General features: G+C 49.0%; 12 protein-coding genes and 1 tRNA gene. 8 read left to right on the forward strand and 5 right to left on the reverse strand.

What is annotated here, in order from left to right; all coding sequences use genetic code 11:
• The first annotated feature begins 8 nt into the window (after positions 1–8).
• A complete protein-coding gene (locus ACQUQM_RS21650; RefSeq protein WP_432471945.1) occupies positions 9–1,310 on the forward strand; it encodes a sodium ion-translocating decarboxylase subunit beta in 1,302 nt (433 codons plus the stop codon).
• A gap of 318 nt (positions 1,311–1,628) precedes the next feature.
• Here the strand turns inward: ACQUQM_RS21650 and ACQUQM_RS21655 are convergent, their stop codons facing one another.
• The gene (locus ACQUQM_RS21655; protein ID WP_432471946.1) at positions 1,629–2,552 is read right to left on the reverse strand and encodes a histone deacetylase family protein; all 924 of its coding nucleotides are present in this window, start codon (positions 2,550–2,552) and stop codon (positions 1,629–1,631) included.
• A 309-nt stretch (positions 2,553–2,861) separates the two neighbouring features.
• Here ACQUQM_RS21655 and ACQUQM_RS21660 point away from each other — a divergent pair, with 309 nt between their 5' ends.
• Positions 2,862–4,499: a response regulator gene (locus tag ACQUQM_RS21660; protein WP_432471947.1), complete on the forward strand. Its 1,638-nt coding sequence runs from the start codon at positions 2,862–2,864 to the stop codon at positions 4,497–4,499.
• Positions 4,500–4,517: 18 nt separating this feature from the next.
• Here the strand turns inward: ACQUQM_RS21660 and ACQUQM_RS21665 are convergent.
• From ACQUQM_RS21665 to flgA, 4 genes are all read right to left on the reverse strand, one after another.
• Positions 4,518–4,593: transfer RNA gene (locus ACQUQM_RS21665), tRNA-Arg, on the reverse strand.
• 58 nt (positions 4,594–4,651) lie between these two features.
• Positions 4,652–5,140, reverse strand: a complete 489-nt coding sequence (locus ACQUQM_RS21670; protein WP_432471948.1) for a flagella synthesis protein FlgN — start codon at positions 5,138–5,140, stop codon at positions 4,652–4,654.
• A gap of 8 nt (positions 5,141–5,148) precedes the next feature.
• Positions 5,149–5,460, reverse strand: a complete 312-nt coding sequence (flgM, locus tag ACQUQM_RS21675; protein ID WP_432471949.1) for a flagellar biosynthesis anti-sigma factor FlgM — start codon at positions 5,458–5,460, stop codon at positions 5,149–5,151.
• Positions 5,461–5,586: 126 nt separating this feature from the next.
• Positions 5,587–6,324: a flagellar basal body P-ring formation chaperone FlgA gene (flgA, locus tag ACQUQM_RS21680; RefSeq protein WP_432471950.1), complete on the reverse strand. Its 738-nt coding sequence runs from the start codon at positions 6,322–6,324 to the stop codon at positions 5,587–5,589.
• A 36-nt stretch (positions 6,325–6,360) separates the two neighbouring features.
• Here flgA and ACQUQM_RS21685 point away from each other — a divergent pair, with 36 nt between their 5' ends.
• From ACQUQM_RS21685 to ACQUQM_RS21710, 6 genes are all read left to right on the forward strand, one after another.
• Positions 6,361–7,311 carry a chemotaxis protein gene (locus ACQUQM_RS21685; protein ID WP_432471951.1) on the forward strand — a complete coding sequence of 317 codons (951 nt, stop codon included), beginning with the start codon at positions 6,361–6,363 and terminating at the stop codon, positions 7,309–7,311.
• A 36-nt stretch (positions 7,312–7,347) separates the two neighbouring features.
• On the forward strand, positions 7,348–8,169 hold the full coding sequence (locus ACQUQM_RS21690) for a CheR family methyltransferase (protein ID WP_432474862.1): 822 nt from the start codon (positions 7,348–7,350) through the stop codon (positions 8,167–8,169).
• Between the two features lie 881 nt (positions 8,170–9,050).
• Positions 9,051–9,449, forward strand: coding sequence for a flagellar basal body rod protein FlgB (flgB, locus tag ACQUQM_RS21695; RefSeq protein ID WP_432471952.1), 399 nt, complete (start codon positions 9,051–9,053; stop codon positions 9,447–9,449).
• 2 nt (positions 9,450–9,451) lie between these two features.
• On the forward strand, positions 9,452–9,886 hold the full coding sequence (flgC, locus tag ACQUQM_RS21700) for a flagellar basal body rod protein FlgC (RefSeq protein WP_432471953.1): 435 nt from the start codon (positions 9,452–9,454) through the stop codon (positions 9,884–9,886).
• Between the two features lie 39 nt (positions 9,887–9,925).
• Entirely contained in the window at positions 9,926–10,606 is a 681-nt protein-coding gene (locus tag ACQUQM_RS21705) for a flagellar hook capping FlgD N-terminal domain-containing protein (RefSeq protein WP_432471954.1), read from the forward strand.
• 14 nt (positions 10,607–10,620) lie between these two features.
• Positions 10,621–12,621: a flagellar hook-basal body complex protein gene (locus tag ACQUQM_RS21710; RefSeq protein WP_432471955.1), complete on the forward strand. Its 2,001-nt coding sequence runs from the start codon at positions 10,621–10,623 to the stop codon at positions 12,619–12,621.
• Positions 12,622–12,697 lie beyond the last annotated feature (76 nt).

Consider the following 12,697-nt stretch of genomic DNA (forward strand, 5'->3'; position numbering starts at 1 on the left):
GGTTCTTTATGGAAAACCTACTTAACCTATGGCATGCCTCCGGGATTTACAACCTTACCCCGGGTCAGGTCGTGATGATTCTGGTTGGCTTGCTGCTGTTGTTCCTTGCGATTCGCAAGAACTTTGAGCCACTGCTGCTGGTTCCGATCGGTTTTGGTGGCATCATGGCCAATATTCCGGAAGCGGGTCTTGCATTTTCTGCTGTAGAAAATGCTCTGCATCTGGGCGGTCCCGAAGTAATGCAGGCGCTGGCTTCAGCACTGGGTATTGACTCTGTTGATCCTTATGCAATTAAAGAGGCGTATAACGCATCATCTGCTCAGGCTCATACAGCGGCTGTATATGCGGCCAATGATAACGGCTACAACAACGGTATGATGTATAACTTCTATACCGTTGCTATCGCCTCTGGCGTCGCGCCCCTGTTGATCTTTATGGGTGTTGGTGCGATGACCGATTTTGGTCCTCTGCTGGCAAATCCAAAGACTCTGTTCCTGGGTGCTGCGGCGCAGTTCGGTATCTTTGCTACCGTACTGGGTGCGGTTGGCCTGACGACTCTGGGTCTGATGGACTTCAGTATTCAGGATGCAGCCGCTATCGGTATCATCGGTGGTGCTGATGGCCCGACTGCGATCTATGTGGCAAGCTTGCTGGCGCCGGATCTGCTGGGTGCTATCGCCGTAGCGGCTTACTCTTACATGGCACTGGTACCTATGATCCAGCCGCCAATCATGCGTGCCCTGACTAACGAGCGGGAACGTAAGATTGCGATGGTTCAGCTACGCCACGTAACCAAGTCTGAAAAGATCATGTTCCCGATCGTTCTGCTGATGCTAGTGGCTATGTTGCTACCGGATGCGGCACCACTGCTGGGTATGTTCTGTTTCGGTAACCTGATGCGTGAGTGTGGTGTTGTGGATCGTCTGAGCGATACAGCTCAGAACGCCCTGATCAACATCGTAACCATCTTCCTGGGTCTGTCTGTTGGTTCTAAGCTGTCTGCTGACAAGTTCCTGGACGTTGAAACACTGGGTATCCTGCTGCTGGGTGTTGTTGCATTCGGTATCGGTACTGCCTGTGGTGTCCTGATGGCTAAGATCATGAACAAGATGCAGGGTGGTAACTCTATCAACCCGCTGATCGGTTCTGCGGGCGTATCTGCTGTACCTATGGCGGCGCGGGTATCTAATAAGCTGGGTCTGGAAGCTAATTCTCAGAACTTCTTGCTGATGCACGCGATGGGTCCTAACGTAGCCGGTGTAATCGGTTCTGCGGTAGCGGCTGGTGTGATGATCAAGTTCGTTGGCTAAACGCACACGGACACTGAAAAAGCCGCTGCTCTTAATGAAGAGCAGCGGCTTTTTTGTGTCGAAAGCTTAGACCGGAAAACAAGTTTTCCTCGCTAGACGCGACTGCGTCGCTTGCTAGATCGGAAGGTAAACCTTCCTGCTAGTGGCTAGAAAAGTCAAAGGCAAGATCATAAGCTAAAAGCACGCCCTCCCTTACACCTGCGTTTTCACCTCATTCATTAAAGAAGGCTTTTTCTGGCCACTAGCTAGCAGAACCTGTTCGGCGATCTAGCGAGTCGCGAAGCGACGTTCTAGTTACTGCTTAGAAGTGATGCCTGGCTAATAGCCAGCCATCACTTCTAAGTGTGCCTGCACACTGAAAGCCAGAGCTACAGGGTTATAGCCACCTTCCAGTACCGATACGATACGTCCGCCGCAGGTTGTGCGTGCAGCATCCATCAACAGCTGAGTCGCCCAGCGGTAATCGTCTTCAGTCAGGTTAAGATCGGCCATCGGGTCTTCGTGGTGCGCATCAAACCCTGCAGAGATAAAGATGATATCCGGTTTGTGGCTCTGGATTGCGGGTAGCCAGAACTTCTCCAGCTGCTCCCTGAATACAGAGGCGCGGGTATGGGCTTCGATAGGGCAGTTAATAATATTGTCGCGCTGAATATCGGAATAACGTTCGGGATAGTAGGGATGCTGAAAGGTTGAGCAAACCAGTACTTCGGGTTTGTCTTTAAAGATATCGACCGTGCCATTACAGTGGTGTACGTCGAAATCGACAATCGCAACCCGGTTAACATTAGGCTGCAGCAGGGCGTGCAGAGCACCAATGGCAACGTTATTAAAAAAACAGAAGCCCATAGCGGCATTGTGCTCTGCATGATGACCAGGTGGGCGGACTGCACAGAAAGCGTTGTCGACTTTGTCCGCCAGAACCTGATTGGTTGCCAGTACGGTAGAACCTGCAGCAAGGCTGGCTGCGTGCAAAGAGTCGGGACAAAGCGCAGTATCTTCATCGGCATAAACTACGCCTTCAGCTGGCAGCTTCATTTCAAGCCTGGTCTGATGCAGGTTGGCGTGTGCGAGTTGGATCTGTTCTTTAGTTACGTGTACCGACTCCATCTGTCTTAGCTGGTCGATAAGGCCGGTTTTCTGCAGCACTTTCTGAATCGCCAGTAGTCGAATCGGGCTTTCCGGATGCTCCGGGCCCATGTTGTGCAGGCCACAATCCTGGTGGGTAATAAATGCGGTAGTCATATTGGCTCAGATTCTTTTATTTTTCTTAAGTTTACTGGAATACCACTGTGGCAGCGCTTAGTCAAAGGTTGTAGTAAATCATCATTAAAAGATTGCAATCTTGATTTGGATCATTATCTGTTTTGGTGTTTGGGGCTAGTATGTTTGTCACAGCATAGAACTGTATTTAGCACCGAGTGTTTCACCCTACACCGGTGCTTTTTTTTGCCTGAAATAAATCAGATCCCGTTTTGGTGTGTTTTTACTTTCTACTCCCTACTGCGACTCATATAATCAACTTATTGTTTGAAAGTAAGGATATGGCGCCCAGTGAGTGTGATCCGTGAAAAGCTGTCGGAAATTAATGTTGATTACAGTGATAAAAATGTATTGCTGATCGACAGCAGCGGTAATATGCGCGCAACCATCTACTATATGCTGCGTGAGCTGGGTATCAGTAATGTTAAGGCCATTACCATCAATGATCGGGTAATTTCACTAATTGCGCAGAATGATTTTGATGTGATTCTGCTGGGGCATAACGCCAGCGATAGTATTACCGGTATTCAGATCCTTGAAGAGGCGCGTTTTAGAGGCTACATCAAGCCCAGTGCGGCCTGGATCTGTATGACCAGTGACTCGTCCCAGGAAGTTATTTTACACGCTATAGATAGTCACCCTGACGATCTGATCACTAAGCCATTTTCAATAGAAGAGCTAAAATATCGCCTCGATCAGATTATGCGGCGTAAAAAATCGTTACGCCCGGTTGATCTGGCTATTGAGTCAGGAGCCTTGCACCAGGCGCTGCAGATTTGCGAAGCGCTGATTGATCGGCAGCATCCTGATTACGACCACCTGCAATTGCTGCGCGGCACACTCCTGCTTCAGCTTAATGAGTATGAACAGGCGAAGCAGCTATTTGATGCGATCTACTGGCAGTCCAGAGATAAAGAGGCCGGACTGTATCTGGCTCAGGCTTACTGTGGCCTGGATGATCTGGACGCCTCAGAGCAGTTGCTACAAGAGCTTATTAGCAATCATCCGCTGTTGATCGCGGCTTATGATCTGTTAGCTGAAGTGCATGAGCGTATGGGCGATCTTGAGCAGGCAAGAGACACTCTGAAGCAGGCTACCGCAAGAGCACCGTTAGGCATTCCACGACAGATGGAGTTGGGCAGGGTGGCAATACAGACCCAGGAGATAGAACTGGCGAAGGGAGCTTATCGTAAATCTATCTCGTTAGGTCGGCACAGCTGTTACCGCTCGGCAGAACCTTACCTGAAGCTGGCAAATATCCGGCGGATGGAGGTCAAAGGGGCTGATGATGCCACTCAGGAGCAGATCGAACGTGAGATCGATGGGCTGTTGGTCAGTGCGCGAAAGAAATTTCCTGCAGATACCGAGTCTGAAGTTAAAGCGTTCCTGATTCGCAGCCAGTTTGCGGAAGCGATAGGTGAGAGCAAAGAAAAGGAGCGTTTTCTGCGGGAGGCCAAGCTGGTTAACCGTCAGCTTGAAACGCCGGTTGATCTGGATCGGGAACTGCTGGTTATGTCCGGCGATGCCGTACCTGTTCTTGAAAAGCCTGCTAAACCAGTAGCAGAGCAGACTGAAGCCAAGCCTAAGCGGCTTAACCCTGAGATGAGTGAAAAAGCAAATCGCCTGGGTATTAAACATTACCTGGCTGGAAAAGTAGGTGCCTCGATTAAATCATTTGGTGCTGCTGTTGATTTTGACTTCAATAATCACGCAGCAGTATTGAATCTGGCGCAGCTGTTTCTGGAGACTGCGCGGGATGATAAGGAGCGTCGGGACGGGCGACTTAAAATGGTTGATCGGTACCTGGGGCTGGTCGAGCGCCGGGTTCTGGATGGCGAACTGAATGATAAGAAAATACTGCTGAAGAAGCTGCGTAGTCAGGATCCGGGTGAGCTACCGTCTGGGTCCCTTGGTGTTTTGTTGAAGTAATTCGATATAGGGTAAGACTGGCCTCCCCGAGAGGACTCGAACCCCTATCTAAGCCTTAGGAGGGCCCTATTCTATCCGGTTGAACTACGGGGAGGCAGTGGGGCAATTCTACATATTTTGGTGGGTGGCGTCACCCGTAAACAGTAAGAAAATCAGGCTTTTCCAATTCGGCTCTGGGCTGAATAATTACCCTTTTCTCCACTCTGGTCGTAGAGCATTGTTTTCTGGTTCTGGCCGCGGAGTATGCTCAGTAATTGTTCCAGATTACGGCTGTTTCGACTGATGATCAGTTCGTTACGCTGGTTCTTATCGTTAACCGAGTGCAAGATCTGCTCCAGTTTGCTCCATTGGCTTTTGAACGTCGTCGCCTGAGTCTCAGGTAGCTGGTCACAGTATTGCTGAAGACCTGCTTTATTTGGCGTGATGCCAGCCTGTATAAATAGCTGATTTCGGGCAGTATTGTTTTCTTCCAGCTGAGTAAGTGCGTCGGTTTTCTGTACGATGAGTTGTTGCAGCTGATCGATATTGCGCTGATTGAGCGCCTCGAATTCCTGCTCAAGCAATTTTTCCAGAGTATCGAGCAGCAAAACGCCCTGATGGGTCAGGGCATTGAGTGGTTCGAATGGCGGTAGCGATGACACGTTCTTGGTTAGTCCAGTTGAGTTTCGATCTGGAAAAGATTACGTGCGGTGCTTTCGTAATCTATCTGGTACGTACCGTTATCGATTGCGGCTTTAAGTTCGGCGACCCGTTGTTCGTTGATGCTGCCGGTTTCGTTTGAAAGCTGCTCTACACCTTTCTGAATTGCCTGTGCTGCATCGCTGAGGCTGACGTTACTGTTCGTAACGCTGCTCTCAGGCGCTGTCTCAGTGGTTTGCGCCTTGTTCGCGGCTGCAGGTTGCTCATTTACCTTGCCACGAGAGGTAGTCGCCTGGTTTGACGTATAACTCGTGATATCCATAACCATCTTCTGGTCCTCATAATGTTCTGAGCAAAGCTATCGGCTACCGCAGAGAAACCTTTAGCAAAATTTTACTTTTGAGTAGCGAAATTATAGCAGTCTGCCCGGGAGGTGGCGACGTTTCTGTTAGCGGGAAACATTAATCACGCCTTTGGCCGTTACATAGCCACGAACGACTTTACCGGAGCGATTGTTTTGTACGGATATTTGTTGTCCCATGGTGCCATCCTGCAGCGCTGTTCCTGTCATGCGAATCTGCATATTAGTAACACCTGCTTCGATGTAAACCATATCACCTTTTTTGACCAGCATATGCTTTGCCAGTAGCGAGGGCGAGAATGGCTTGTGTTGGCCCAAACTTCGTTTCAGCTCCCGGCCAATCAATTCACTGGCATCGAGGAAGTAAGGTTTGTTGAAACGGCGGACATCGATATCCTGCAAAAAAATGTCCCGATCTCCCAAAATGGTGCCTTTGCTCAGCGGTCGGCTACTGGTGGCGATGGCGCGCCATTGCTCGATACTTCCAGTGATGAAAATTGTCCATTCCGGGCTGCTGCATTTTGCTTTAAGGGATAATCTGCTGGAGCGTACAGGCGCATGGATAAAGGCTATTGGCTGATTGCAGGGTCTGTTTGCAAGCGTTGCAGGCAGGGGGTTCAGTTTAATAACTGTTCGTGCCAGGGGGGCCTGTGCATAGTATAGCGAGAGGAGGTGGTTTTCTGCCTGTTGTGTAATTCCTGTACGGATGTCGCCGGCATAGCTCTTTACTGGGTGGGCGAAGATCGCTATAAGTGTGATTAACACAGCAGTGAACACACTGTGCTTCAATTTACTGGCAAGGCCGTAATAAATGGTTTTGATCAAAGTTTTTTCGTCGTTGCTAAATATGCAGAGATCATCATGTCAGGTATCAACAGTACTGTAAACCAACGCACCAGCCAGTCAGGCCAAAACCGGCTGGAGTTGCTATTGTTTGGCCTCAATAGTAATCAGGAATACGGTATCAATGTCTTTAAGGTAAGAGAGGTGCTGCCCTGCCCTGACCTTACCGGTATTCCGAAGCAGCATTCATCGCTAAAAGGGTTGGCACATATCCGGGGCGAGACTATTCCTGTGATTGACCTGGGAGAAGCGATCGGTGAGGCGCCTGTAGCTGAAGATCAGCGAGCGGATTGCTTTCTTATTGTGACTGAATATAACCGGATGGTTTTATCTTTTCTGGTACGTCGGGTGGATCGCATTTTGCCAACCAAATGGGATCATGTGTCGGCACCACCGATGGAATTGGCGGGTGGCAACTATCTGACCGCAGTGGTAGAGCATGACGGCAAATTGATTGAGATATTGGATGTGGAACAGGTGTTGTCCGATCTGATTCCGGTCTCGGCCGAGGTGAGCAAGGGGATCGCGACTGAAGAAGTTAAACAGCGGGCTGAACATCACCATATTCTGGTGGTTGATGACTCGAGTGTTGCCCGTAATCAACTAAAAACCGCCCTTGAAAGTCTCAATGTTAAGGTTACAACAGCGAATAATGGTCGGGTTGCGCTGGATATTTTGTTGCGCCTGGCGGATAAGGATATTGATATTTCCTCGCTTTTTCTGATGGTTATTTCTGATATTGAGATGCCGGAAATGGATGGCTATTCTTTTGTGAAGAAGATTCGGGAAGATGTAAGGTTGCGTGGTCTGCATGTGGTTTTGCACAGCTCCCTCAGTGGTCGATTTAATCTGTCGATGGTCAAACGAGTGGGAGCGAATGCTTTTATCGGTAAGTTTAACGCTGACGAATTAGCCAGTACGGTCATTGAGCGGATGCAGTCATTAGCCGCCCAGGGATCAGCTAATTAAGGGTGGGGTGCGATTCTGAACGGATCAAAGGTACAGATCTCTGAACGAGATTTTCAGCTTTTCTGTGAATACCTGGAGCAGGTATGTGGAATCTTGCTGGCCCGGCATAAACAGTACCTGGTCGAGAGCCGGTTGGGTAAAATTCTGCATGAGCGTGGCGATGGTGGGCTGGGTGAACTTGTTGCAACCTTAAAGAAGCCTGGTAACAGCGCTTTACAGGAACAGGTTATTAACGCTATGACGACCAACGAAACGTTGTGGTTCAGAGATAACCATCCATATGAAATACTCAAAAATAAACTGTTACCTGAACTCTCAGACAGTAGTAATTTTAAGCGCCTTAAGGTCTGGTCTGCGGCCTGTTCTACCGGCCAGGAACCCTATTCCATCAGTATGATTGTTGATGAGTTTAAAGAGCAGAATCCAGGCTCTTTGCGTGGGGAGGTCGAGATTACCGCGACCGACATTTGTACCCGGGTTCTGGCGCAGGCAAAGCGGGCAGAGTACGAGATGCTGGCGTTGGGGCGGGGGTTGTCAGAAGAGCGGCTGGTGCGGTTCTTTGAACCTGGCAAAGATGAGGCCTGGGGGATTAAATCGCATATTAAGTCGAGGGTGCGTTTTCGTGAAATCAACCTGCTCGGGTCATTCGACGCGATGGGGTCGTTTGATCTGGTTTTTTGTCGTAATGTGCTGATCTATTTTTCCAGCGAACGAAAGCGAGATATCCTGCGTAAGATTCATAAGTCATTGAACCCTGGTGGGTATCTGTTGTTAGGGGCGTCAGAGTCGGTTGCTGATCTGAACGATTTGTTTGAGATGATCCACTGCCGGCCGGGGATTGTTTATAGGGCTAAATAGGGTAGTGGCTAGATCGCCGAACAAGTTCGGCTAGCTAGAACGCTTCGCTGCTAGTGGCTAGAATAATCCTTCTTGCTTGAGTGTGATGAGAAGTGATAGATGAATACTTTGTAAGATGGTTTTGTATGTTAAGACGCGCCCTGGGCGCGTTTTTTTGTACTAGTGAGTTGATAACTTAGCCTCTCTTTTCTGGTTGCCGCCTTTGATGGGCTCCTTGCCGCTGTATGTCGGTACGGTTTGTATCCCGGTCACGTATCTGTTGAATAAAGTAGCTAGACCGCCGAACAAGTTCGGCTAGCTAGAACGCTTCGCTTGCTAGTGGCTAGAAAAATCCTTCTTACTCTGAATTGGTGAGAAGCGATACATGAATACTCTGTAAGATAGTTTTGTATGTTAAAACGCGCCTTGTGCGCGTTTTTTTGTACTAGTGAGTTGATAACTTAGCCTCTCTTTTCTGGTTGCCGCCTTTGATGGGCTCCTTGCCGCTGTATGTCGGTACGGGTTGTGTCCCGGTCACGTACCTGTTGAATAAAGTAGCTAGGCCGCCGAACAAGTTTGGCTAGCTAGAACGCTTCGCTGCTAGTGGCTAGAATAATCCTTCTTGCTTTGAATTTGTGAGAAGCGATACATGAATACTCTGTAAGAGAGTTTCGTTTGTGAAGACGCGCCTTGTGCGCGTTTTTTTGTATCTGTGAGTTGTGAACGTCCTCCTCTTTCCTGATTGCCGCCTGTCGTGGGCTCATTGCCGCTTTGCCGCTTTTTGTGGGCATGGGGTTGCCGCTTAATTATCTTGCTCCTGTTAAGTTATTGAAATTATAGGGATTTAATAGTTGGCATTAGTATTGCTTTATAAGTCGTATAACGGGAACAGAGGCAAGCCGATGGCCATTAGCTTTGATAGTGCATTAGGAATTCATGAGAAAGCGGTTAACGTGCGGGTACAGCGCGCGGAGATGCTGGCGAATAATATCGCGAATAGCGATACCCCTAACTACAAAGCCCGTGATCTGGATTTTGAAAGCATTCTTAAAGGTGTTGAATCCGGTCAGTCGATGGCTATGAAAGTAACTGATGCAGGGCATCAGGGCTCAGTTATCAATCCAGACTTCGCAGCGGAGATGATGTTTCGCATCCCGAACCAGCCGAGTGTGGATGGTAATACAGTCAACCTGCAGGAAGAGATGGCGCGGTATACCGAGAATGCGGTGGACTACCAGGCGTCTTTTTCGTTTCTGGATAAAAAGTTTAAAGGCTTAGTAAGCGCGATTAAGGGTGAATAACGATGTCATTGTCTAATGTTTTCAATATAGCCGGCTCTGCGATGAGCGCTCAGACTATCCGTCTTAATACCACTGCGAGCAATATGGCGAACGCCCAGAGTGTCAGCAGCAGTGAAGGTGAGACTTATCGTGCCCGCAAGCCCGTGTTTGAGCTGCAGCAGGCCGAGACGCTGCAACCTGGCTCTATTCCGCTTGGTGTACAGGCAGGCCAGGGAGTTAATGTTGCAGGTATTGTTGAAAGCGATTCTCCGCTGCGTCAGGAATACAGCCCTGATCATCCGATGGCGGATGAAAATGGCTATGTCTACTACCCTAATGTAAATGTTGTTGAAGAGATGGCGGATATGATCTCAGCGTCGCGCTCTTTTCAGATCAATGCTGAGATTATGAATACTGCAAAACAGATGATGCAGCGGGCGCTGACCTTAGGTCAGTAAAAGTGGCCTGAGCGCCCGTCCATTTAAGAGGTAAATATTATGGCTGATGTGAATAACGTCAATAATACACAGTCAGTATTTGATCAGATCAATACTCAGAATAAGGCTTCAGCGACTAGTCAGGGTTCTTCTAGTCAGGGGGCTGACAGTGAGATGTTTATGAAGCTGATGATTGCTCAGCTTCAGAATCAGGATCCGACCAGTCCGGCCGATACCACTGACTTTATGCAGCAGATTTCCAGCATGAGTACGGTGGAGAATATTGCCAATCTCAATACGACGATGGAGCAGATGTCTGCGTCGTTATTATCCAGTCAGGCTGCTTTGCAAGCCTCATCGCTGGTCGGTCAGACTGTGTATGCAAAAACAGATGCTGGGCAGTTGGGAGACTCTGGAGAGATTAAAGGGGTTGTTGACCTGCCGGTGAGTACACCCGATCTAAGGGTGTCGATCTACGATTCTAAAGGTGATCTGGTCGATTCGATAAGTATGGGAGCGCAGGTTCAAGGGGATCATAATTTCACCTGGAATGCCGGCGATCGCCCCCAGGGGGCCTACCGTATTGTGGCTGAAGCTAAGGTTGATGGTGAATACGAATTAGCCAACAGCTACATCGCATATAACGTGAATAGTGTCACATTGGGACAGAACGGAATCGGTATGAAAGTGAATACCGATGCGGGCTCGGTCTCAATGAATGATATTAAACAGATAGGTTAAACGAGGAGAACACCATGGCGGGTTTTAATACTGCGATTACCGGTCTGAAGGCGGCAACCACTGATCTGGATGTAACCGGTAATAACATTGCCAACGCAAGTACGGTGGGTTTTAAAGCTTCTCGTACCGAATTTGGCGACATCTATACATCGGCGGTAGTGGGGGCGGGTTCCAGTAATACACCGGGGTCAGGTGTTACCGTGACCGATATCGCGCAGGATTTCAGTGCCGGTACCGTTGAGTCCACTAACAATAACCTTGACCTGGCAATTAATGGCGGCGGCTATTTTGAACTGGCTGACGAGCAGGGGGGGAAAACTTATACCCGTGCAGGCGCATTTGAGCTGGATAAGGATGGCTTCATTGTCAATAAAACCGGCCAGTTTCTGCAGGGCTTTCCAGTCGAAAATGGTGTCGAGCTGCCCCTGGGTAATCTGGCAGTGACCGAAAAAGAGAGTCCGCCTCAGGCAACTTATGAGATGTCGTTGGAGCTGAATATTGATGATCGAAAAGACGCTAGTCAGCTGCTCTCTAATTACAATAAAGATGTTCCTGCTTCGTATACTTACAGCACGACGATGGAGCGGGTTGATAGCTTAGGCGACAGTTCAGTTATTAAGTATAACTTCGTTGAACAGCGTCCGGTTAAAGAGGTGCATACTTACGACTTTGTCGATGGCGGTTCTGGCGATCTCTCCATATCTGGTTTTAGTCTTAATACTGCTGATTTTACTGGCCCGGGCGGAACCCTGGATGCAACAGTGCTGGGTAACCTTCAGGCTGCAGATCCTCGCATTTTTGACGTGGTCCTGAATCAGCCTTCAGCGGGTGAAATTCAGGTGATTTTCAATTCTGAGTCGACCCAGTATGGCAACTTGGTCACAACTGATGTGGCAGGTGGCGTGGCGTTAACCAATGAGTCTATAACGGAGATTGCTGCGGGCGAGCAGCATATCTTTAATTTTACTGGTGGTCCTAATTATGGCGCAGGCGATGTTATTGAGCTGAGCGTTGCTGGCGTGAATATTTCGATAGACGGTGGCGTCGGGGGGGTTACCGCCGAAGATATTGTCAATGAGATCAATGCTCAGCGTAGCGCTATTACCGATTCGAATTCGAATATTGATACCTTAGTGTATGATTCTGCAAATAACTCGCTGGTTATTAGCTATCGTGCCGATGCCGGCGATATTGCCAGTGATAGTCTGGACATGCAGATTCTGTCTGGGCCGGTTGACCCGTTTGGTGGTGCTGTACCATCGGCTGCTGCTATAGCTCCTGATACCGAGGTAAATGGCGATGATAGTTATGAGGGTACATATCGATTGTACGCTTATCTTCTGAATGCCGGCGCTAGCGGTGAAGATCAGACGCTTACTATTGGTAAAGCACCTGATCCGGGTGAGCTTGGCAGCCTGCCGGAAAAAGGTCCTGTGTTGATTAACTTCAATCAGTCTTCAGGTATCTTGTCTGAAATTAACGGCGTTGCCGTGACCAGTAATTTGTCGGTGCCTGGGCTGACTGTTCAGGGCTTCTCGGATAATGATCCGATCCTGGCAAACGGTACCGATTCGCAGGATGTCATAACGCTGGATCTGAGTAATACCTCACAGTTTGCGTCTGACTCGATTGTTAAGAACTCTTCTCAAAATGGTTATGCTAAAGGCGACCTGATTGGCGTAAGTTTCGGTATTGACGGTGAGATGGTTGCCAGCTTCAGTAATGGTCAGAACCAGACCCTGGGTGTGGTTGCGATAGCGACCTTTGAAAACCAGGCGGGTTTGCAGCCGGTCGGTGATACCCAGTGGGCAGCTTCTCTGAGTTCTGGTTCGGCAATTACCAACCCGCCGGGAACCGGGCTTAACGGCACATTGAAATCCGGCTCACTGGAGCAGTCCAACGTTGATCTATCTGAGCAGTTGGTAAAGCTGATCGAGGCGCAGCGTAACTTCCAGGCAAACTCGAAGACGCTGGAAACCCTTAATACGGTAACCCAGGCTATTTTGCAGATCTAAACCGTATTCAACAATACTAAAAGGCGACTACGGTCGCCTTTTTTTGTGGTCTTTTTTATTGTTCGGGACAGGTTGG

This window comes from Amphritea sp. HPY (genome assembly GCF_050870985.1).
GTDB lineage: Bacteria > Pseudomonadota > Gammaproteobacteria > Pseudomonadales > Balneatricaceae > Amphritea.